At 58.5% G+C, this 21,259-nt stretch carries 24 protein-coding genes; 12 read left to right on the plus strand and 12 right to left on the minus strand.

Annotated features, from left to right (window positions below; genetic code table 11):
• Nucleotides 1-3: 3 nt before the first annotated feature.
• The 7 genes from ispD (at nt 4) to rpoS (ending at nt 6,013) form a co-directional block, all read left to right on the plus strand.
• Nucleotides 4-714 carry a 2-C-methyl-D-erythritol 4-phosphate cytidylyltransferase gene (gene ispD, locus KB890_RS19615; RefSeq protein ID WP_004174645.1) on the plus strand — a complete coding sequence of 237 codons (711 nt, stop codon included), beginning with the start codon at nt 4-6 and terminating at the stop codon, nt 712-714.
• Entirely contained in the window at nt 714-1,193 is a 480-nt protein-coding gene (ispF, locus tag KB890_RS19620) for a 2-C-methyl-D-erythritol 2,4-cyclodiphosphate synthase (RefSeq protein WP_004181093.1), read from the plus strand. The genes ispD and ispF overlap by 1 nt, the downstream gene beginning before the upstream one ends.
• Nucleotides 1,190-2,239, plus strand: a complete 1,050-nt coding sequence (truD, locus tag KB890_RS19625) for a tRNA pseudouridine(13) synthase TruD (protein ID WP_004185423.1) — start codon at nt 1,190-1,192, stop codon at nt 2,237-2,239. Before ispF ends, truD begins: the two co-directional genes overlap by 4 nt.
• Nucleotides 2,220-2,981 carry a 5'/3'-nucleotidase SurE gene (gene surE, locus KB890_RS19630; RefSeq protein ID WP_004174648.1) on the plus strand — a complete coding sequence of 254 codons (762 nt, stop codon included), beginning with the start codon at nt 2,220-2,222 and terminating at the stop codon, nt 2,979-2,981. Before truD ends, surE begins: the two co-directional genes overlap by 20 nt.
• Complete coding sequence (locus KB890_RS19635; RefSeq protein WP_002915108.1) at nt 2,975-3,601, plus strand: protein-L-isoaspartate(D-aspartate) O-methyltransferase; 627 nt, start codon at nt 2,975-2,977, stop codon at nt 3,599-3,601. The genes surE and KB890_RS19635 overlap by 7 nt, the downstream gene beginning before the upstream one ends.
• A gap of 125 nt (nt 3,602-3,726) precedes the next feature.
• Nucleotides 3,727-4,863, plus strand: coding sequence for a murein hydrolase activator NlpD (gene nlpD / locus KB890_RS19640; protein ID WP_004149542.1), 1,137 nt, complete (start codon nt 3,727-3,729; stop codon nt 4,861-4,863).
• 157 nt (nt 4,864-5,020) lie between these two features.
• Nucleotides 5,021-6,013, plus strand: a complete 993-nt coding sequence (gene rpoS / locus KB890_RS19645) for an RNA polymerase sigma factor RpoS (protein ID WP_002915106.1) — start codon at nt 5,021-5,023, stop codon at nt 6,011-6,013.
• A gap of 52 nt (nt 6,014-6,065) precedes the next feature.
• On the opposite strand, the gene KB890_RS19650 is transcribed toward rpoS, so the two are convergent.
• Both KB890_RS19650 and KB890_RS19655 read right to left on the minus strand, forming a co-directional pair.
• The gene (locus KB890_RS19650; RefSeq protein ID WP_002915104.1) at nt 6,066-6,443 is read right to left on the minus strand and encodes a hypothetical protein; all 378 of its coding nucleotides are present in this window, start codon (nt 6,441-6,443) and stop codon (nt 6,066-6,068) included.
• Complete coding sequence (locus KB890_RS19655) at nt 6,440-7,642, minus strand: MFS transporter (RefSeq protein ID WP_004181083.1); 1,203 nt, start codon at nt 7,640-7,642, stop codon at nt 6,440-6,442. Before KB890_RS19655 ends, KB890_RS19650 begins: the two co-directional genes overlap by 4 nt.
• A gap of 108 nt (nt 7,643-7,750) precedes the next feature.
• Here KB890_RS19655 and KB890_RS19660 point away from each other — a divergent pair, with 108 nt between their 5' ends.
• Nucleotides 7,751-8,638 carry a LysR family transcriptional regulator gene (locus tag KB890_RS19660; protein WP_004181081.1) on the plus strand — a complete coding sequence of 296 codons (888 nt, stop codon included), beginning with the start codon at nt 7,751-7,753 and terminating at the stop codon, nt 8,636-8,638.
• Between the two features lie 8 nt (nt 8,639-8,646).
• Here the strand turns inward: KB890_RS19660 and KB890_RS19665 are convergent, their stop codons facing one another.
• Nucleotides 8,647-9,054, minus strand: coding sequence for a MarR family winged helix-turn-helix transcriptional regulator (locus KB890_RS19665; RefSeq protein ID WP_002915102.1), 408 nt, complete (start codon nt 9,052-9,054; stop codon nt 8,647-8,649).
• Nucleotides 9,055-9,227: 173 nt separating this feature from the next.
• Here KB890_RS19665 and KB890_RS19670 point away from each other — a divergent pair, with 173 nt between their 5' ends.
• The 4 genes from KB890_RS19670 to KB890_RS19685 all read left to right on the plus strand — a co-directional run bounded on the left by KB890_RS19670 (nt 9,228) and on the right by KB890_RS19685 (nt 11,986).
• The gene (locus KB890_RS19670; RefSeq protein ID WP_002915099.1) at nt 9,228-9,821 is read left to right on the plus strand and encodes a non-oxidative hydroxyarylic acid decarboxylases subunit B; all 594 of its coding nucleotides are present in this window, start codon (nt 9,228-9,230) and stop codon (nt 9,819-9,821) included.
• The gene (locus KB890_RS19675) at nt 9,821-11,248 is read left to right on the plus strand and encodes a non-oxidative hydroxyarylic acid decarboxylases subunit C (RefSeq protein WP_004181079.1); all 1,428 of its coding nucleotides are present in this window, start codon (nt 9,821-9,823) and stop codon (nt 11,246-11,248) included. Before KB890_RS19670 ends, KB890_RS19675 begins: the two co-directional genes overlap by 1 nt.
• Before the next feature lie 10 nt (nt 11,249-11,258).
• Entirely contained in the window at nt 11,259-11,495 is a 237-nt protein-coding gene (locus KB890_RS19680) for a non-oxidative hydroxyarylic acid decarboxylases subunit D (protein WP_002915098.1), read from the plus strand.
• Between the two features lie 338 nt (nt 11,496-11,833).
• A complete protein-coding gene (locus tag KB890_RS19685; protein ID WP_002915097.1) occupies nt 11,834-11,986 on the plus strand; it encodes a Hok/Gef family protein in 153 nt (50 codons plus the stop codon).
• Between the two features lie 119 nt (nt 11,987-12,105).
• Here the strand turns inward: KB890_RS19685 and mutS are convergent, their stop codons facing one another.
• From mutS to KB890_RS19730, 9 genes are all read right to left on the minus strand, one after another.
• Complete coding sequence (mutS, locus tag KB890_RS19690; protein ID WP_004151059.1) at nt 12,106-14,667, minus strand: DNA mismatch repair protein MutS; 2,562 nt, start codon at nt 14,665-14,667, stop codon at nt 12,106-12,108.
• A gap of 291 nt (nt 14,668-14,958) precedes the next feature.
• Nucleotides 14,959-15,990 (minus strand): IS630-like element ISEc33 family transposase, encoded by a 1,032-nt coding sequence (locus KB890_RS19695; RefSeq protein WP_004176137.1) that lies wholly within the window; start codon nt 15,988-15,990, stop codon nt 14,959-14,961.
• 100 nt (nt 15,991-16,090) lie between these two features.
• Entirely contained in the window at nt 16,091-16,438 is a 348-nt protein-coding gene (locus KB890_RS19700; RefSeq protein ID WP_008806210.1) for a DUF1493 family protein, read from the minus strand.
• Entirely contained in the window at nt 16,423-16,872 is a 450-nt protein-coding gene (locus KB890_RS19705) for an STM2901 family protein (protein ID WP_004188736.1), read from the minus strand. Before KB890_RS19705 ends, KB890_RS19700 begins: the two co-directional genes overlap by 16 nt.
• A gap of 11 nt (nt 16,873-16,883) precedes the next feature.
• The gene (locus KB890_RS19710; RefSeq protein ID WP_002915094.1) at nt 16,884-17,366 is read right to left on the minus strand and encodes an Hcp family type VI secretion system effector; all 483 of its coding nucleotides are present in this window, start codon (nt 17,364-17,366) and stop codon (nt 16,884-16,886) included.
• Between the two features lie 278 nt (nt 17,367-17,644).
• Nucleotides 17,645-18,424, minus strand: coding sequence for a heme ABC transporter ATP-binding protein (locus tag KB890_RS19715; RefSeq protein WP_004149516.1), 780 nt, complete (start codon nt 18,422-18,424; stop codon nt 17,645-17,647).
• Nucleotides 18,417-19,412, minus strand: coding sequence for a FecCD family ABC transporter permease (locus tag KB890_RS19720; protein ID WP_004174663.1), 996 nt, complete (start codon nt 19,410-19,412; stop codon nt 18,417-18,419). Before KB890_RS19720 ends, KB890_RS19715 begins: the two co-directional genes overlap by 8 nt.
• The gene (locus KB890_RS19725; RefSeq protein WP_004181072.1) at nt 19,412-20,230 is read right to left on the minus strand and encodes a heme/hemin ABC transporter substrate-binding protein; all 819 of its coding nucleotides are present in this window, start codon (nt 20,228-20,230) and stop codon (nt 19,412-19,414) included. Before KB890_RS19725 ends, KB890_RS19720 begins: the two co-directional genes overlap by 1 nt.
• A complete protein-coding gene (locus KB890_RS19730) occupies nt 20,227-21,258 on the minus strand; it encodes a hemin-degrading factor (protein ID WP_004181070.1) in 1,032 nt (343 codons plus the stop codon). Before KB890_RS19730 ends, KB890_RS19725 begins: the two co-directional genes overlap by 4 nt.
• Nucleotide 21,259 lies beyond the last annotated feature (1 nt).

The following is a 21,259-nucleotide window of genomic DNA, read 5'->3' on the forward strand; positions in this document are numbered from 1 at the left end:
AACATGGCAGCCACTTTTCCGGGCGTTTGCGCCGTGGTGCCGGCAGCCGGTTTCGGCCGCCGCATGCAAACGGAATGCCCGAAACAATATCTCTCAATCGGTAACAAAACGATTCTCGAACACGCGGTCGCCGCGCTGCTGGCGGATGCGCGCGTCCAGCGGGTGGTGATTGCCGTCAGCCCCGGCGATCGCCGCTTCAGCCAGCTGCCGCTGGCGCAGCATCCGCAAATTACCGTGGTGGATGGCGGCGCTGAGCGCGCCGATTCGGTACTCGCCGGCCTGCAGGCGTTGCCGGAGGCGCAGTGGGTGCTGGTGCATGACGCCGCGCGCCCCTGCCTGCATCAGGACGACCTCAGCCGCCTGCTGTCGCTGTGCGAAACCAGCCGCGTCGGCGGGATCCTTGCGGCGCCAGTGCGCGACACCATGAAGCGCGCCGAGCCGGGCAAAACCGCTATCGCCCATACCGTCGACCGCAATGACCTGTGGCATGCGCTCACCCCGCAACTTTTCCCTCGCGAGCTGCTGGTGGATTGCCTCACTCGCGCGCTAAACGAGGGAGCCACTATCACCGATGAAGCCTCGGCGCTGGAGTACTGCGGCTTCCATCCGCAGCTGGTCGCCGGACGCGCGGATAATATTAAAGTGACGCGCCCGGAAGACCTGGCGCTGGCTGAATTTTACCTCACCCGTTCCCGACACCAGGAGAAAGCTTAATGCGAATTGGACATGGTTTTGACGTACACGCTTTTGGCGGTGAAGGCCCAATCATCATTGGCGGGGTACGCATTCCTTATGAAAAAGGGCTGCTGGCCCACTCCGACGGCGACGTTGCGCTGCATGCGCTGACCGACGCGCTGCTTGGCGCCGCGGCGCTGGGCGATATCGGCAAGCTGTTCCCCGATACCGATCCGGCGTTTAAAGGCGCCGATAGCCGCGAACTGCTACGCGAAGCATGGCGCCGCATTCAGGCCAAGGGCTATACGCTCGGCAACGTCGACGTCACGATTATTGCCCAGGCGCCGAAAATGCTGCCGCATATTCCGCAGATGCGCGTCTTTATCGCTGAGGATCTCGGCTGCCATATGGACGACGTCAACGTGAAAGCGACCACCACCGAGAAGCTCGGCTTCACCGGCCGCGGGGAAGGGATTGCCTGCGAAGCGGTTGCGCTGCTGCGTAAGGCCGACAAATGATCGCCTTTGACCAACTGACCTGGCTGCACGGCAAGCCGCAGAGCAGTGGGCTGCTGAAAGCCAATCCGGAAGATTTTCTGGTGGTGGAAGATCTGGGCTTTGCCCCGGACGGCGAAGGCGAACACGTGCTGGTGCGGATCCTGAAAAACGGCTGCAATACGCGCTTTGTCGCCGACGCGCTGGCGAAATTCCTTAAGATCCACGCCCGTGAAGTGAGCTTCGCCGGGCAAAAGGATAAGCACGCGGTCACCGAGCAGTGGCTGTGCGCCCGGGTGCCCGGCAAAGAGATGCCGGACCTGAGCAAATTTCAGCTCGAGGGCTGCCAGGTACTGGAATATGCTCGCCATAAGCGTAAGCTGCGTTTAGGCGCGCTGAAAGGCAACCAGTTTACCGTGATCCTGCGCGAGATTAGCGATCGCCAGGACGTGGAGACGCGTCTGCAGGCCATCGCTGAACGGGGAGTGCCGAACTATTTCGGCGCGCAGCGCTTCGGCATTGGCGGCAGTAACCTGCAGGGCGCCCTGCGCTGGGCGGAGAGCGGCGCGCCAGTGCGCGATCGCAATAAGCGCAGTTTTTGGTTGTCGGCAGCCCGCAGCGCGTTGTTTAATCAGCAAGTGAGTATTAGATTAAAAAAAACGGAATTTAATCAGGTCGTTGATGGCGATGCGCTACAATTAGCGGGGCGCGGGAGCTGGTTTGTCGTTACACCGGAAGAACTCGAGGTTTCGCAGGCGCGGGTGCATAACCGCGAACTGATGATTACGGCCACGCTGCCGGGCAGCGGCGACTGGGGAAGCCAGCGCGACGCCCTGGCTTTCGAGCAGGCCGCGATCGCCGAGGAAACCGCGTTGCAGGCGCTGCTGGTACGGGAGAAAGTCGAGGCGGCGCGCCGGGCGATGCTTCTCTATCCACAGCAGCTCAGCTGGAACTGGTGGGATGACGTAACCGTTGAACTGCGTTTCTGGCTGCCGGCGGGCAGCTTCGCCACCAGCGTGGTCAGGGAGCTTATCAATACAACGGGTGACTATGCGAATATTGCTGAGTAACGATGACGGGATCCATGCGCCGGGGATACAGACCCTGGCGAAGGCCTTAAGGGAGTTTGCCGAGGTCCAGGTGGTTGCACCCGATCGTAACCGCAGCGGGGCCTCAAATTCGCTGACGCTGGAATCGTCCCTGCGTACGTTTACCTTTGAAAATGGCGACATCGCCGTCCAGATGGGCACCCCGACCGACTGTGTCTATCTCGGCGTGAACGCGCTGATGCGCCCGCGTCCGGACATCGTGGTTTCCGGCATTAATGCCGGCCCCAACCTGGGCGACGACGTCATCTATTCCGGCACTGTGGCCGCGGCGATGGAAGGCCGTCATCTGGGGTTCCCCGCGCTGGCCGTGTCGCTGAACGGCTATCAGCATTACGATACCGCCGCGGCGGTAACCTGCACCATTCTGCGCGCCTTAAGCCGCGAGCCGCTGCGTACCGGGCGGATCCTTAACATCAACGTGCCGGATCTCCCGCTTGATCAAATCAAGGGCATTCGCGTGACCCGCTGCGGCAACCGCCATCCGGCCGACCAGGTGATCCCGCAACAAGATCCGCGCGGCAACACCCTGTACTGGATTGGCCCGCCGGGCGATAAGCGCGATGCCGGGCCGGGCACCGATTTTGCGGCAGTGGATGAAGGCTATGTTTCCGTGACGCCATTGCACGTCGATTTAACCGCCCATCAGGCGCATGAGGTGGTCACCGATTGGCTGGAACGTGTCGGGGTTGACAGGCAATGGTAAGTAAACGTGTTGAAAGTTTGTTGAATCAACTGCGCACGCAGGGCATCGTCGATGAACGTGTCCTCGAGGCGATCGCGCTGGTCCCGCGCGAAAAGTTTGTTGATGAAGCCTTTGAACATAAAGCGTGGGAAAACACCGCGCTGCCGATTGGCCAGGGGCAGACCATCTCCCAGCCGTATATGGTGGCGCGAATGACCGAGCTGCTGACGCTGACGCCGGAGTCGCGGGTGCTGGAGATCGGCACCGGTTCCGGCTACCAGACGGCCATCCTGGCGCATCTGGTGCATCACGTATGCTCGGTAGAGCGAATTAAGAGTTTACAGTGGCAGGCGCGTCGTCGCCTGAAACAACTTGATTTACATAATGTTTCAACCCGTCATGGCGATGGGTGGCAAGGTTGGCAGGCGCGGGCGCCGTTTGATGCCATTATTGTGACGGCGGCGCCGCCGGAAATACCGACCGCGCTGCTGGCGCAGCTGGATGATGACGGCGTGCTGGTGCTGCCGGTCGGCGAAGAGCATCAGTTTCTCAAACGGATCCGTCGTCGGGGCAACGAATTTATCATTGATACCGTCGAGGCCGTTCGCTTTGTTCCCCTGGTGAAGGGGGAGCTGGCCTGAGACCCGGATTATTCCAGGTTTTTTTTGCCTGACTTTAGGCGTAGGGTGGACACATTTTTCAGTGTCCTGGCCGGGCGCCGCCCGGTAAGCAAGATATTGGCAGTTAACATATTCCTGGGGGATAAATGAGCGCGGGAAGCACCAAATTTACCGTCAGCCGTATTGCGGCTCTTTCACTGGTTTCACTCTGGCTGGCCGGGTGTACCAACACCAATAATCCGCCTGCGCCGGTTAGCTCTGCCGGCGGCGCCGCCTCTTCCAGCACCAACTCCGGCATGCTGATTACGCCGCCACCCTCCGGCGTCAAGTCCGCTCCTCAGGCGCAGCCGATTCAGCCGATGCAGACCCAGACCATTCAGCCGCAGCCGGCGCCGGTGGCGCAGGAGCCGGTACAGACGGTAAATGGCCGGATCGTTTACAACCGCAAATATGGCGATATTCCGAAAGGTAGCTATACCGGCGGCAGTACCTATACGGTAAAACGCGGCGACACGCTATTCTATATCGCCTGGGTCACCGGCAACGATTTCCGCGACCTGGCGCAACGCAACAACATCCCGGCCCCGTACGCGCTGAACGTGGGGCAGGTACTGCAGGTCGGTAACGCCTCAGGCCAGCCGATCACCGGCGAAAACGCCGTTTCTCAGGCCAGCGCAAGAGCGAGCGGCGGTGCGACGACCAGCACAACTTCTGCACAAAAATCGACCGCGGTGGTTGCTTCACAACCGACTATTACGTATTCTGAATCTTCAGGTGAACAGAGTGCTACCAAGATGTTGCCTAATAATAAACCAGCGACCACAACCACAACGGTTGTCGCGCCGGTGACGGCACCAACAACGGTGAGCACAACCCAGCCGACTGCAAGCAGTACGTCAACCAGTTCGCCGATCTCAGCATGGCGCTGGCCGACTGATGGCAAGGTTATCGAGAACTTTAGCGGCGCGGAAGGCGGCAATAAAGGTATCGATATTGCAGGCAGTAAGGGACAGGCTATTGTCGCGACCGCCGATGGGCGCGTCGTCTATGCCGGTAACGCACTGCGCGGCTACGGTAATCTTATTATCATCAAACACAACGATGATTACCTGAGTGCCTACGCTCATAACGATACCATGCTGGTTCGGGAGCAACAGGAAGTCAAAGCGGGGCAGAAAATCGCTACCATGGGTAGCACCGGAACCAGCTCAACAAGATTACATTTTGAAATTCGTTACAAGGGGAAATCCGTCAACCCGCTGCAGTACTTACCGCAGCGATAATTTGGCAAAGTACGGATAAGCGAAGCATCAGCTAACAGGCGCCAGGGCGGTGTCTACGTTCCTCTCGCAGAGAGGGCAGGGGAAATCGTCCAGGCGTCGTTTGTTGATGTGCCGTGGAAGGTGCTTTGCTCAGGGATCACGGGTAGGAGCCACCTTTATGAGTCAGAATACGCTGAAAGTTCATGATTTAAATGAAGACGCGGAATTTGATGAGAACGGAATTGAGGTTTTCGACGAGAAAGCCTTAGTAGAAGAGGAACCCAGTGATAGCGATCTGGCTGAGGAAGAGCTGCTGTCGCAAGGCGCAACCCAGCGCGTACTTGACGCCACTCAGCTTTATCTTGGAGAGATTGGTTATTCCCCACTGCTGACCGCGGAAGAGGAAGTCTATTTCGCGCGTCGCGCACTGCGTGGTGATGTCGCTTCACGCCGTCGCATGATTGAAAGTAACTTGCGTCTGGTGGTGAAGATTGCCCGTCGTTACAGCAATCGTGGTCTGGCGCTGCTGGATCTGATTGAAGAAGGTAACCTCGGCCTGATCCGCGCCGTTGAGAAGTTTGACCCGGAACGTGGGTTCCGTTTTTCGACCTACGCGACCTGGTGGATCCGCCAGACTATTGAACGGGCGATCATGAACCAAACCCGTACGATCCGTTTGCCGATCCATATTGTTAAAGAGCTGAACGTCTATCTGCGTACCGCGCGCGAGTTGTCCCATAAGCTGGACCACGAGCCTAGCGCGGAAGAGATCGCCGAACAGCTGGACAAACCGGTCGATGACGTCAGCCGTATGCTGCGTCTGAACGAGCGCATCACCTCCGTGGATACTCCGCTGGGTGGCGATTCAGAAAAAGCGCTGCTGGATATTCTGGCCGATGAGAAAGAGAACGGCCCGGAAGACACCACGCAGGACGATGATATGAAGCAAAGTATCGTCAAATGGCTGTTCGAACTGAACGCCAAGCAGCGTGAAGTTCTGGCACGTCGTTTTGGTCTGCTGGGTTATGAAGCTGCCACGCTGGAGGATGTGGGCCGTGAAATTGGCCTGACCCGCGAACGCGTGCGGCAGATCCAGGTGGAAGGTCTGCGTCGCCTGCGGGAAATTCTGCAGGGACAGGGGCTGAATATCGAAGCGCTCTTCCGCGAATAAGACGTTTTCTGTCAAAAAGGCCCCCTCGAAAGTCGGGGCCTTTTTCTTTGGGCTAGCCGAGGCGGGTTTCCTGCAGATGGCGCCAGACAATTTTCCCTTCCGCTTGCTGAAAAATCGCCGTCGACCAGCGAACGTTCTGACTGCTATCCGCCAGCGTTTGGCTTTCACGATATAGCACTGCGGCGCCGTCGTGCCACTCGCTGATGATTTCCATCTGATCCACTACGATATCTAACCCCGGACGGCTGCCGCCGGCGTGGTGGAAAAAACGGCTCACCGTTGGGTAGTCCATCTTCTCACCGCTCAAGGGGATCATGGTAAAATCGGCGGCAAAACGCTTCATCAGCGCCTCAGCGCTTCCTTCGCCATGGCTTAACCAGCGTTCGATAAGGACATGGGCATCGAGGACTTCCTGCAGATAAGGATTCATGACTTCTCCAGAGTGGTGTGCAGGCGATGGATAATCGCCCGATTATTCAGCCGCAGGCAAAACAGCAGCGGCAACAGGGTAATGACGGCGGCGCTGATAAATACCCCCTGCCAGGCGTAGGCCGGCGGGAATACCCTCAGCAGCAGGGCGAGCAGGGCGCTGCCGGCAAAGAAGCTGAGCTGGCGGTTAAGATTCCATATCGCGCTGGCGTCAGGCATCTCTTCGGCAGGCGTATGCAGGAAAGCGCTGCTTTGCGCGGTGCTGCTGCATAAGCTGCCTCCGCCGCCCATCAGCGTAAAGGCCAGAATCAACAGCGCCAGCGGGCTGTCCGCATCGATCTTCAGCAGCAGCATGATCCCCATCGCCTGAAGCAGGCAGCCGATGATGACCAGCGGCCGGGGCCCGAAGCGGTTGAAATATCTGCCGGTAAAGGTGATGGCGGCAAACGAGGCCAGCGACCAGGGCACCATCAGGGCACCGATTGCCCCCGGCGCCATCTCGGTGACGCGTTGCAGGTAGTACATCCCCACCACGTTGACGCCAATAAACATCCCCGGCACGCAGAGGTAGATCAGCATCGCGAAGCGCAGCAGGGGATCGGCCAGCAGCGACAGTGGAAGAAAGCGAGTCGGGCGAACCGGACCGGGGGTGTCGTTCAGCCATCGCACCGCCAGCACAAAGGTTAGCAGAGCGACAGGCAGGCTGGCGAAAAAGACCCAGCGCCAACTGAACGCCTCGACTAACAGGCCGCCGATCGCCGGCGAGCAGGCGGGGGCCAGCAGGCCGACCAGCATCACCGCCGCCGACAGCTTCGCCCGCTCATGCGGCTGAAACAGCGGCCACGTCAGCGCCTGGCCGAGGGGGATTAACAGCCCGCCGCCCATCCCCTGCAGCGTCCGCCATAAAATCAGTTCGCTCAGGCTGTTGGCAAGTCCTGCCGCCAGCGCGCCGAGGCTGAACAGCCCCAGCGAGAGTAAAAACAGCCGTTTCGCCCCCCAGCGCTCGCTGAGCCAGGCGCTGAACGGCACAACGACCGTCAGACCGAGAATATAGGCATTACTGACCCACGCCAGCTGCGAGACGGAAACCGCCAGCGCGCGGCTGATTGCCGGAAAGGCGATGCTGGCGATAAACATATTGATCAAATCGAGAAAAAAGCCGAACAGAAAAACGGTGGCAACGCGGTGGCGGTAGGTCATGGTTCACTCCCTCAGACAGGCGGCTACTGTAAACCTGCCGCAGCGAGGGATAAACGGGACTAATCGGGATATACTGTCTGAATATTTTTGACAATCATCCGGACGACGATGCTTAATCTTCAGCGCGTGACCATGTTTATCGCCGTGGTAGATGCCGGCAGTTTCACCCTGGCCGCAGCGGCGCTGGGGCAGACCAAGGCGGTGGTCAGCTTTAACGTACGGCAGCTGGAAAATGAGCTGGGGGTGACGCTGCTGCTGCGTTCGACGCGGCGTTTGCGGCTCACTGACGCCGGGGTGCTGTTCTATCAGCGCGGGGTAGCGCTCCTGAACGCGGCGGAAAATCTCCAGGATGAGGTGCGGGCCAGCCATAGCGGCTTAAGCGGGGAGCTACGGATCACCACCACGCCGGAGTATGGCGCGCAGGTTATCATTCCAGCGCTGGCCGCGTTCGCCCGTCGTCATCCGGCGCTGCGGGTGCGCCACGTCTCCTCCTCCCATCATGCCGACCTCATTTCAGAACGATTTGATGTGGCGATACGCCTCGGTACGCTGGCCGATTCCCGCTATCGGGCGACGCGGATAGCCAGTTTCGCGATCCTGCCCGTCGCCTCTCCGGCCTGGCTGGCAAGCCATCCGGTGCAGACGCTGTCCGATCTGGCGCAAGCTGAGTGGATTATTCACGAGCGCCTGCCGACGCCGCTGCGCTGGCAGCTGCGCACGGATCACCAGACAGAGGTGGATTTCGCGATAGCCAGCGCGCCGCGGTTTTCTGCTGATAGCGCTACGGCGCTGATGAGCTTTGCTCTGGCGGGATGCGGCGTCGCCTTGCTGCCCGCATGGCTGGTAGCCAAAAAGGTGGCGCAGCGGGAGCTGGTGCCGCTCCTGCCGGAATACCATTTCCCACAGCAGGGTGTGTATGCCCTTTATCCCGACTCTCAGCATTTGCCGACCCGGGTGCGGGCATTTATTGACTTCCTGCGCGAGAAGGTCGGTTAAGCGCCCGTTCAGGGCGCCATCATTTTGTGCACCAGTCGGGAGAACTGCTCGCGCTCGTCATCGCTCAGGCGGCCGAGAAACTCGTCATCGACCTCATTGCCCTGCGGAATGGAACGGTTAAGCAACGCCTCGCCTTCGTCGGTCAGATAGACAAAACGGCGGCGTTTATCGGCCGGATCGTGCTCCCGGCGCACCAGGCCGCGCGCTTCCATTCGGCTGAGCATCTCCGCCAGCGTAGCCTTGGTGCTGACCGCCGCTTCAATCAGCGCCACCTGTTCGATCCCGGGGTGCTCCGCTACCGAGCGCATCACCGCATACTGAGGTTTAGTCAGGTCCGGCAACGCCTGCTGCCAGCGGGCGGTATGCTGTTGAAAAAGCTGGCGCAGCAGGTGGAATGCTTCGTTTCGTAACTCCATGAATACTCCGTAACAAAACTGTCACCTCTATGATAGCCGTTCGTACGCCTTTTTATACCCTTTCTGCGTTTTGATTAAAAATGCGCACGTATACGAACGATCTTGCCAATAAGAGTTGGAGGGGGTAGTTTAAATATAAAGTTCGTACACGAACAAAAGTAATGAGGTCTGGAATGAAACTGATTATTGGGATGACGGGGGCCACCGGGGCACCGCTTGGGGTGGCATTGCTGCAGGCGCTGCGCGATATGCCGGAGGTGGAAACCCATCTGGTGATGTCGAAATGGGCCAAAACCACCATCGAGCTGGAAACGCCCTGGACGGCGCGCGAAGTGGCCGCGCTGGCGGACTTTTCCCACAGCCCGGCAGACCAGGCCGCCACCATCTCATCCGGTTCATTTCGTACCGACGGCATGATCGTTATTCCCTGCAGTATGAAAACGCTTGCAGGCATTCGCGCGGGTTATGCCGAAGGGCTGGTGGGCCGCGCGGCGGACGTGGTGCTCAAAGAGGGGCGCAAGCTGGTGTTGGTCCCGCGGGAAATGCCGCTCAGCACGATCCATCTGGAGAACATGCTGGCGCTGTCCCGCATGGGCGTGGCGATGGTCCCGCCGATGCCAGCTTACTACAACCACCCGGAGACGGTTGACGATATCACCAATCATATCGTCACCCGGGTGCTGGATCAGTTTGGCCTCGACTATCACAAAGCGCGCCGCTGGAACGGCTTGCGCACGGCAGAACAATTTGCACAGGAGATCGAATAATGGCTTTTGATGATTTGCGCAGCTTTTTGCAGGCGCTGGATGACCAGGGACAACTGCTGAAAATCAGTGAAGAGGTGAACGCTGAGCCCGATCTGGCGGCGGCCGCCAATGCGACCGGACGCATCGGCGACGGTGCCCCGGCGCTGTGGTTCGATAATATTCGCGGCTTTAACGACGCTCGCGTGACGATGAACACCATCGGCTCGTGGCAGAACCATGCCATCTCGCTGGGCCTGCCGCCTAACACGCCGGTGAAAAAGCAGATTGATGAGTTCATTCGCCGCTGGGATAACTTCCCGGTGACGCCAGAGCGCCGCGCCAACCCGGCGTGGGCAGAAAATACTGTTGATGGCGATGATATCAACCTGTTCGATATTCTGCCGCTGTTCCGCCTCAATGATGGTGACGGCGGTTTCTACCTCGATAAAGCCTGTGTCGTTTCACGCGATCCGCTGGATAAAGATAACTTCGGTAAGCAAAACGTCGGTATCTACCGCATGGAAGTGAAAGGCAAGCGCAAGCTCGGCCTGCAGCCGGTACCGATGCACGATATCGCGCTGCATCTGCACAAAGCGGAAGAGCGTGGGGAAGATCTGCCGATCGCCATTACCCTCGGTAACGACCCGATTATTACCCTGATGGGCGCCACGCCGCTGAAATACGATCAGTCTGAATATGAGATGGCTGGCGCGCTGCGCGAGAGCCCGTATCCCATCGCTATCGCGCCGCTGACCGGCTTTGACGTGCCCTGGGGTTCGGAAGTGATCCTCGAAGGGGTCATTGAAGGGCGTAAGCGTGAGATCGAGGGGCCGTTCGGTGAATTTACCGGTCACTACTCCGGCGGTCGTAACATGACGGTAGTGCGTATCGACAAAGTCTCTTATCGCAGCAAACCGATTTTTGAATCGCTCTACCTCGGTATGCCGTGGACCGAGATTGACTATCTGATGGGCCCGGCGACCTGCGTACCGCTGTATCAGCAGCTGAAGGCCGAATTTCCGGAAGTGCAGGCGGTCAACGCCATGTACACCCATGGTCTGCTGGCGATCATCTCCACCAAAAAACGCTACGGCGGTTTTGCCCGCGCGGTGGGCCTGCGGGCGATGACCACTCCCCACGGCCTCGGCTATGTGAAGATGGTGATCATGGTTGATGAAGACGTCGACCCGTTCAACCTGCCGCAGGTGATGTGGGCGCTCTCCTCGAAGGTTAACCCGGCGGGAGACCTGGTGCAGTTGCCGAACATGTCGGTCCTTGAACTTGACCCAGGCTCCAGCCCGGCAGGCATTACCGACAAACTGATTATCGACGCCACCACCCCGGTTGCGCCGGACCTTCGCGGCCACTACAGCCAGCCGGTGCAGGATCTGCCGGAAACCAAAGCCTGGGCTGAAAAACTGACCGCTATGCTGGCCAACCGTAAATAAGGAGAAGAAGATGATTTGTCCACGTTGCGCCGATGAAAAGATTGAAGTCATGGCGACCTCGCCGGTGAAAGGGGTCTGGACCGTGTATCAGTGCCAGCACTGTCTTTACACCTGGCGAGATACCGAGCCGCTGCGCCGCACCAGCCGCGAACACTATCCGGAAGCGTTCCGCATGACGCAGAAAGATATCGATGAGGCGCCGCAGGTGCCGCACGTACCGCCGCTATTGCCGGAAGATAAGCGTTAATGAAAGGGGCCCGCTAAGTCGGGCCTTTTTTATATTTAGTACAATTATGGAAATTATTTTTTCATTAAATTAAAAAATTACGTGAAGGGTTAATATACCGGGATGACTTTGCGAGCCTGCATTCAGATTATTATAAAATTCGTCTGATTAATTCCTTGCAGATAAATTTCACGCCCTGACGAGTGTAGAATTGCGGCGGGTGCTTGAGGCTGTCTGGCCTTGAGCATTACCAGGACCCCAGACAGACGAAAGCCCCAGGAGATATTTCTATCAACTGAGGCTAGCGAATGAACATAGACAATTCAGATGTTAGTCTCTTCTTTGCAGGGAGGCAAGATATGCTGACAAAATATGCCCTTGTGGCAATCATCGTACTCTGTATTACGGTACTGGGATTTACGCTGTTGGTGCACAGCTCACTATGCGAGCTGAGTATTAAAGAGCGTAATATTGAGTTTAAAGCTGTTCTCGCTTACGAATCGAAGAAGTAGCATCCGCGCGAGGGCAACCCCGCGTATGGGTTGTCAGGACGCATCCTCTAGCACCCATTTTTTTGTTTACTAAAACGGCAGCGCTTCACAGCGCTGCCGTTTTTCACCTTAATGGGTGGCTAGACCAGGCTTTTCAGACGGTAGATCCACTCCAGCGCCTGACGCGGGGTCAGGGAGTCCGGATCAAGATTCTCCAGCGCCTCAACCGCAGGCGAGGTCTCTTCCGGGGCGGCGAGTAGCGACATCTGCGTGCCGTCGACCTGGGTCGCCGCCGCGTTGGGCGAGATACTCTCCAGCTCGCGCAGTTTCTGCCGCGCGCGCTTGATCACCTCTTTCGGCACCCCCGCCAGCGCGGCTACCGCCAGGCCATAGCTCTTGCTGGCCGCGCCGTCCTGCACGCTGTGCATAAAGGCGATGGTATCGCCGTGCTCCAGGGCGTCGAGGTGGACGTTGGCGACGCCTTCCATTTTCTCCGGCAGCTGGGTGAGCTCGAAGTAGTGGGTGGCGAACAGCGTCAGCGCCTTGATTTTGTTGGCCAGATTTTCCGCACAGGCCCACGCCAGCGATAGCCCGTCGTAGGTGGACGTGCCGCGGCCAATCTCATCCATCAGCACCAGGCTATGCTCGGTGGCATTGTGCAGGATATTGGCGGTTTCAGTCATCTCCACCATAAAGGTCGAGCGGCCGCTGGCCAGGTCATCCGCCGCGCCGACGCGGGTGAAGATGCGATCGATGGGCCCGATCTCCACCTTCTGCGCCGGGACGTAGCTGCCGATATAGGCCAGTAGCGCAATCAGCGCGGTCTGGCGCATATAGGTACTTTTACCGCCCATGTTCGGCCCGGTAATGATCAGCATCCGCCGCTGCGGCGCCAGCTGCAGCGGGTTGGCGATAAACGGCTCTTTCAGCACCTGCTCGACCACTGGATGGCGGCCTTCGCTGATGCGAATGCCCGGCTTATCGCTAAAGGTCGGGCAGCAGTAGTTCAGGGTTTCCGCACGTTCCGCCAGGTTGACCAGCACGTCCAGCTCGGCCAGCGCGCTGGCGCTGGTTTGCAGATCGGCGAGATGCGGCAGCAGCAGGTCGAACAGTTCGTCATAAAGCTGTTTTTCCAGCGCCAGCGCTTTGCCCTTGGAGGTCAGCACCTTATCTTCGTATTCCTTCAGCTCAGGAATAATGTAGCGTTCGGCGTTTTTCAGCGTCTGGCGGCGCACGTAGTGGATCGGCGCGAGGTGGCTCTGGCCGCGGCTGATCTGGATGTAGTAGCCGTGGACGGCGTTGTAGCCGACTTTCAGGGTATCGAGGCCCAGCCGCTCGCGCTCGCGGATCTCCAGCTTATCGAGATAATCGGTGGCGCCGTCGGCCAGCGCCCGCCACTCGTCCAACTCTTCGCTATAGCCCGGGGCGATGACCCCGCCGTCGCGGACCAGCACCGGCGGGGCGTCGATCACCGCGCGCTCCAGCAGTTCGCGCAGTTCGGTGAACTCGCCCATTTTCTCGCGCAATTTTTGCACCGGCTGACTGTCAACGTCGGCCAGCAGCTCACGCAGCAGAGGCAGTTGCTGCAGGGCATGACGCATGCGGGCAAGATCGCGCGGCCGGGCGGTACGCAGCGCCAGACGCGCCAGAATACGCTCCAGATCGCCGACCTGGCGCAGCACCGGCTGCAGCTCGGTATAGCGCTCCTGCAGCGCGCCGATGGTCTGCTGGCGCTCCACCAGCACGGCGGTATCGCGGACCGGCATATGCAGCCAGCGCTTGAGCATCCGGCTACCCATCGGCGTCACCGTACAGTCGAGTACCGAGGCCAGGGTGTTGTCGGTGCCGCCGGCCAGATTCTGGGTGATCTCGAGGTTACGGCGGGTGGCGGCATCCATAATGATGCTGTCCTGCTGGCGTTCCATGGTGATGGAGCGGATGTGCGGCAGCGAGGTACGCTGGGTGTCTTTGACATACTGCAGCAGGCAGCCGGCGGCGCACAGGCCGCGCGGGGCGTTTTCGACGCCGAAGCCGACCAGATCGCGGGTGCCGAACTGCAGGTTTAGCTGCTGGCGCGCGGTGTCGATTTCAAATTCCCACAGCGGGCGACGGCGCAGACCGCGGCGGCCCTCGATCAGCGACGATTCGGCAAAATCTTCCGCATACAGCAGTTCCGCCGGGTTGGTGCGCTGCAGCTCTGCCGCCATGGTTTCGCGGTCGGCCGGTTCGCTCAGACGAAAGCGCCCGGAGCTGATATCCAGCGTCGCGTAGCCGAAGCCTTTGCTGTCCTGCCAGATGGCGGCCAGCAGGTTGTCCTGGCGCTCCTGCAGCAGCGCTTCATCGCTAATGGTGCCCGGGGTGACGATACGCACCACTTTACGCTCGACCGGTCCCTTGGTGGTGGCCGGGTCGCCAATCTGCTCGCAAATGGCCACCGACTCGCCCTGATTGACCAGTTTGGCGAGGTAGTTCTCCACCGCGTGGTGGGGGATGCCGGCCATCGGAATGGGTTCGCCCGCGGACGCGCCGCGCTTGGTCAGCGAGATATCGAGCAGCTGCGAGGCGCGTTTCGCATCGTCATAAAATAGCTCGTAAAAATCCCCCATCCGGTAAAACAGCAGAATGTCAGGATGTTGCGCCTTTAGCTTGAGATACTGCTGCATCATCGGCGTGTGGGCGTCGAGATTGTCAATTGTGCTCATGGGGTGTTATCCAGATCCCTGATTTTAAATGGCTGCGATTTTGTAGTTGTCGTCGTTATCACATGGATGAGACATAATAACGGAGATGGGCAGGTGAGGGAAACCGACGAAAGCACGCGGCGCGATCCGGATTCCAGTTGCAGAGGGGGCGGGGTACCGTCACAGTAATTGAACCGCCGCCACGCGATCGTCTTCATACATTACGTTCGCCGTCGATGTTGTTCTGCCTTCTGGCCGTAGACCTCGTTACGACAACGGCTTGTGGTTGCTAAATAGCTGCGCCTAATACCGCTACACTTTTGCCTGACCATGTTTTCCTCCGGGGAATGGGCTGGCGGTTTCCATAAAATGGCGGACCTTTTTCAGTAACTGCCACATTGAGCGGCACTGATGATTACGGGTTATCGTGTCATGAAGTGCCTGCCATAGCCGTTCCACATGATTCACCCACGGCGAGTAAACCGGCTGGTAAATTACCCTGAACTTGGGATTTGCTTTCAACCAGCGCTGTGTTTCGCGGCTTTTATGGATAATGTAGTTATCAACGATCAGCGTGATTGTTTTCGCCCGCCGGTAAGTGGCTTTCAGGTGCTTCAGCAGAGCGATAAACAGCGCTGAACTTTTGCTGTTGCCGCCCACGTAGCTAACTTTACCCGTGCCACTGTGCAGTGCGCCGGCCAGATAGTATTTTTCGTTCTGCCCCGGAGTCACTACCCGTTTCTGCTGTCCGCGCAACTGCCAGTCCGCACCGATTTTAGGATTAAGGTGGATATCCACTTCATCTTCATAAAATACCGGATGCTCTGCGCTGCATTCATCCAGCGCTTTGTGGATTACCGCCATCTTTTCATCTTTATGTGGGTCACGGATACGCAGAGTTGGCGCGGCCCTGCGCCATACAAGCCCCGCAGATGGCAACCAGCGGCGAACGGTTGCTGCATGTAACTGGCAACCGGTTATCTCGTTGATTTTTATTGCCAGTAATTCGGTGCTCCAGCGTGAACGTTGATAACCAAAATCGCCGGGAGAATGCTTTATCAGCTCACGTAACAGGGTGCAGATATGTTCAAAAGGCCAGCGTCGGGAGCGCCCTGCGGGTAAGGATTTCAGGCCTTCAATACCTGAGTGCGTAAACCAGTTAATCCAGCGACCAACGGATGAACGGGCACAACAGAGAGTTCTGGCAACATCGCTGACCCGTTCACCCCGATGAAGCATCAGCATGGCCGTGAGTCTGCGGGCATGATTTTTATCGCGCGTTTTATGAATAGCTTTCTGCATCAGGCGTCGTTCGCCACGGGGTATTGGTGCTATGATCGGCATCGCTCAGTCCGGTTGGTGGTTTTGGTTGGTTTGGCGATTGATCAGATCGCACAATCCGGGCTGAGTTCCCTTTCAGTGATCTACTATTCCGCGCAGCTATTTAGTCGTAAAGCCATTTACCTGCTTTTGCTGATTCGGCAAACATTTTGATAGTTAAAGGTTTACGCGTTTTTTCTACATCTTCTCGTTTTACTTTAAACCACCGAGTTAGCATTGGAGTATTCTCCCAAGGGAAATAACACGACCATTTAACACTGGAAAGATCAACATTAAATTTTTGTTCAAATTTATTTAAAGCGTCATGCAGATCGTCGCCGGGAGCATCAAATAAGTCATAATCAAGTTCCAATGGGATTTCTTTCCAATTTTTATCTAAACGGGTTGAGATCTCATCTTTAAACAAGTCTAAAACCTGATCTTGAATGCTTTTCATTAAAAGGATGTCCATTGTATACGGTCTTTGGGGCGAGCTATTAGGTTGTATTTTTCCTGAGTTTTTCTTGAAACTTGATAAATTGAGTTTACAAGTCCTATCCAACCTAACCACGGAACATAACGGGCGATAACAGCAGCAAGACTATTCGTTTTTCTCATTCTTACACCAACGGGTGTAGGAACCCTAATACCAAATGGAGTTTTTGCATTTCTCAGAAGCATCCTTCCATATTTAGAAACAACACTTGTTCCTTTTATTGCCTCTCCTGGCTTTGTTCTGGTTTTTAGCCAAGGTTGCCCGGCGAGGATAGCGGCACCAGATTCAATACCAATGCCAAGTTCGTCACAAAATTGTTCAAGAAAAATGACATCAAAAAGTTCACCAGCCGAAAGATTGGATTGTCCGTGATAGAAATAGGTTCCATTTAGTTCTTCTGTCGTATCCATTTGCTCATCTATTATGCTGTTTGTCTTTCATTCCAGGCATCGGTGAAAATTATATTTCCGTCACAATGTTTCCAGGTGATCTTCTCATATCTAAGTTCGACAGATTCAAGATGATTGTTGTTCTTGTCTTCTGGGGAAGCCATTGTAGGAGATATTGATACGATTCGGACGCCTTCAAGTAGCATATTGAAGTATTCCACTTCTTGACCAGCATCGCTGATTTTATACCATTTGATTTCAGCAGATTTCAGGTTCTGACCAGTAGCTACTGCTTTGTAGAGGTATGGACTGGAATAGTCGAATTCTTTAACGATGATCATTGGTGAGTGCTGACGAGTGCCGGTAGGCTTGCCAGTGGCATTATCAGTGGGAATGGAGAGATTGTGATGAAACCCTTTAAATTCGATGCTGAACTCCCTGTCTGCAACATCACAACCACCTTTGATTAGTGCCCCACCGTCGTCGTATATCCACATATTACCTGGAATAGCCATGCTTCTTCTTCCCTCTATTATCATTAGTAAGAAAACAGTGTATCGAGTTGATTAAGCGCAGTAAATAATCAATGTGTCGTTTTTGGATTAATACGGGAAATATCTTCTCTGTAATGATGGTTTATATTTAAAAATAGCTGTCGTAAATATTTCATTGGGTTATTACGCCATTGGTATAGATTTTAAATATAAATGACCCTCAATAATATAATGCAGGCAATTATTGCCAGAAAGCGTAAGCGCGGCGCGATCCGGATTCCAGTTGCGCCGCGCGGGGATTATGGCGCCAGATAAACCTGGGGGACCGCGTTGTCCGGGTGCTGGACGAGGCGGACATCCGCCCCGTACCAGCGATGGATAACCGGCTGCTGGATCACCTCCTGCGGCGTGCCCTGGGCGACCAGATGGCCCTGGTGGAGCAGCAGGATGCGGTCGGCCCACAGGGCGGCGAGGTTAAGGTCATGCAGCACCACGCAGACGTGCAGTTGCCCGCCGGCGGTGAGCCGTTTGAGCAAACGCAGCAGGTGCTGCTGATAGTAAAGGTCCAGCGCCGAGGTGGGCTCATCGAGAAACAGCCAGCCCTGCGGCGCGCCGTCGCGCCATAGCTGCGCCAGACAGCGGGCCAGCTGTACCCGCTGCTGCTCGCCGCCGGAGAGGCCGGGATAGCGGCGACCGGCAAGGCCATCGCAGCCGGTGACGGCCATCACCGCCGCCAGCACCGCCGGATCCGCCGTCGCGCCCCACGGTGAGCGTCCCATGGCAATGACCGTTTCCACCGTCCAGTCGGCCTGCAGGGCCGTTCGCTGCAGCATGACCGCCCGCCGGCGCGACAGCGCCTCGGGGGACCAGGCCTCCAGCGGCTTGCCTGCAAGATGGCGGGTGCCGCTGTCCGGAGTCAGATAGCCGGTCAACAGGCGCAGCAGAGTGGATTTCCCGGCGCCGTTCGGCCCGATAAGCGCCGTCATCTCGCCGCCGCGCAGCGCGACGGAGACGTTGTCGATAATCTGTCGTTTACCAAGGTGAAGTGACAGCCCCTGGGCGCAGTATTCATTAACCATGTCTGGAGTTCTCCCGACGAAAGACCAGCCACAGAAACCAGGGGGCGCCCAGCAGGCTGGTGAGCAGACCGACCGGTATCTCCGCCGGCGCCGCCACGGTGCGGGCCAGGGTGTCGGCCAGCAGAAGCAGGATCGCGCCGGCCAGCAGCGAGCCGGGGATCAGTCCGCGATGGTCAGGTCCCAGCCACAGGCGCATCAGGTGCGGCACCACCAGGCCGATAAAGCCGATGACTCCGCTGATGGCCACCGCGACGGCCACCAGCACCGCGCTGCACAGCAGCAGCCAGCGCTGCAGCGCCTGCACGTTGACCCCAAGATAGTGCGCCTCTTCATCGCCAAGCTGCAGCAGATTGAGGCGGGACGCCATCCACCACACCGCCAGCGCCGCCGGGATAATCAAGGTCGCGGCCACCAGCAGCGTCGGCCATTCGGCCTGGCCCAGACTGCCCATTCCCCACAGCGACAGCTGGCGCAGCTGGGCGTCATTGCTCAGCCAGGACAGGACGCCGACCAGCGCGCCGCACAGCGCGTTGATGGCGATCCCCACCAGCAGCAGGCGCGACAGCGAACCCTCCTCCGCCCGACTGAGGATGAAAATCACCACCATCACCGCCAGGCTGCCAATAAACGCCGCCAGCATCGGCATATACAGAGCGATCAGCCCCGCAGCGGAGAACGGGAGCACCAGCCAGCTGGCCACCGCCAGCGCGGCGCCGCTGCTGATGCCCAGCAGGCCCGGGTCGGCAAGCGGGTTGCGAAACAGCCCCTGCATCACGCAGCCGGAGAGGGCCAGCGCCGCGCCCACCAGCAGGGCCAGCAGCACCCGCGGCAGACGGATGGTCAGCCAGATATGGCGCAGCATGTCATCCCCGGAAGGCAGCAGGTTGACCAGCGGCAAGCGCATGGCGCCGAGGGTGGTGGCAAACAACGTCAGGGAGACCAGCAGCAGCGTCATCAGCAGCAAACGGCGAGCGAGGGCAGGGCGCATCAGGGCAACTGCTCCGCTTTGTTTCTCAGCGCGATTATCGCCTGCGGTGTGCGCGGCCCGAAGCCCAGCAGGGCCATATCGTCGATCGTCAGCAGCTGTTTATGACGCCCCGCCGGGGTCTGCGCCAGGCCGGGCAGTTTCCACAGCCCGGCTTCGCCGCCCATCCCTTTGAGACCATCGGCGGAGATCACCACCAGATCCGCCTGGCTGGCGGCGACCCCTTCCTGCGACATGGCGCGATAGTGGTCGAAGCCCTGCATCGCGTTCTGCAATCCGGCGGCGCGAATGGCGCCATCGGCCGCGGTATGCTGTCCGGCCACCAGGGTATTCATTCCGCCGTGGCTGAGAATAAACAGCACCCGCTTAGCAACCGGCTGCGTGGGAATGGCGGCGATCTGCTGCTGAAGCTGCTGGCGCAGCGCGTCGCCTGCCGCCGTTTTGCCTAACGCTTCGGCAATGACAGCAACTTTGTTATCGATCGCGGACAGACTTTCGCCGCCCGGCACGTTCACCACCTTCACCCCGCTCGCCTGCACTTTGTGTAAGACCAGCGAGGGCTGCGCCTGGGCGCTCGCTAACACCAGCTGCGGGCGTAACGCGAGGATCCCCTCGGCGTTCAGCTGTCGCAGGTAGCCGACGTCCGGCAACTTTTGCGCCGCCGGGGGCCAGCTGCTGGTGCTGTCCCGCGCCACCAGGCTCTCCTCCGCGTGAAGGGCATAAACGATCTCAGTGACATCTCCGCCGAGTGTGACGAGCCGCTCAACGGCGGCGTGACTCAGCAGCGGGAAAGCGATCAAGAGCAGTAACCAGCGCATCATGCGGGCTGCCCTTCACGGGTCAGGCGGTCTACCTGCTGGCGCCATTGCGTCTGCTCGGGGTGCCCCTCGCTGCGCTGGCCGTAGAGCTGGGCAATCTGGGTGCCGTCTTTAGCGAACAGTTCGACGCTGGTGACGTGTCCGTCCGAAGTCGGCTTGCGGGTCACCCACACTTCATCGACGCTCTCTTCGCGCAGATGCAGGGTAAAAGTAGTATTGAAGATATTCAGCCAGCCGCGCATGGGGGCCAGCTTTTCCAGGGCGCCGGTAAAGATCTGCACGCAGCCGCGATTGCCGACGAAAATCATGATTTCATTGCCCTCCTGGCGCACCGTCTCCAGCAGCGACGGCAGCGCATGGCGATCCACGCGGCAGGCGAGGTCGTCGCTCACCAGACGGAAGGCCTGCTGGCGGGAAAGCTGATATTTACGCAGCAGACCAAAGAACTGGTGAACGTCGGTCATCGCGCGCCAGTCGTTCTCCAGGGCGGCGCCGTCGGCGGTATCGGCATATTTCACCGGCTCCAGCGGGCGCAGGGTCAGCGGTGCCGGCGCCGCCACCCGATATTCCGCGATCAGGGTCTCCCAGGCCGTCATGTCGGTCTGCGTGGTCGCATAGACTTTCAGCAGGGCGTCGCCGTGGTGGTCGAAAAACTGGATGCTCTGACGGCCATTATCGTTCAGATGGAAGGCGCTGGCCCACTGGCTGAGGAACAGACGCAGGTCGAGCGCGCGCGGGTTCAGCACCAGCCCGGCGTGGCCGCTGAGGTGCTGGTGCGTGAACTGGCCCACCTGCTCATGCACGGCATACTCGTTGCGGCAGATGCATTTGGTTTCGCCGACGCGCTCCAGGGCGGCAATCAGCGCCCGGGCGTCATCGCTCAGGCGCACGGCATCATGGCCGAGGCGGGCGGCGGTCAGCTCGGCTTCGCTGATCCCCATTTCCGCGGCGATATCGCGGGCATATTTCGCGGTACTGGCCGCTTTGGTGGCCTGGTAGCGCTGCCACAGGTCAGGGTGTGCATTTGGCATA

Origin of the sequence: Klebsiella sp. P1954, assembly GCF_018199955.1 — a bacterium.
Taxonomy (GTDB): Bacteria; Pseudomonadota; Gammaproteobacteria; order Enterobacterales; family Enterobacteriaceae; genus Klebsiella; species Klebsiella pneumoniae.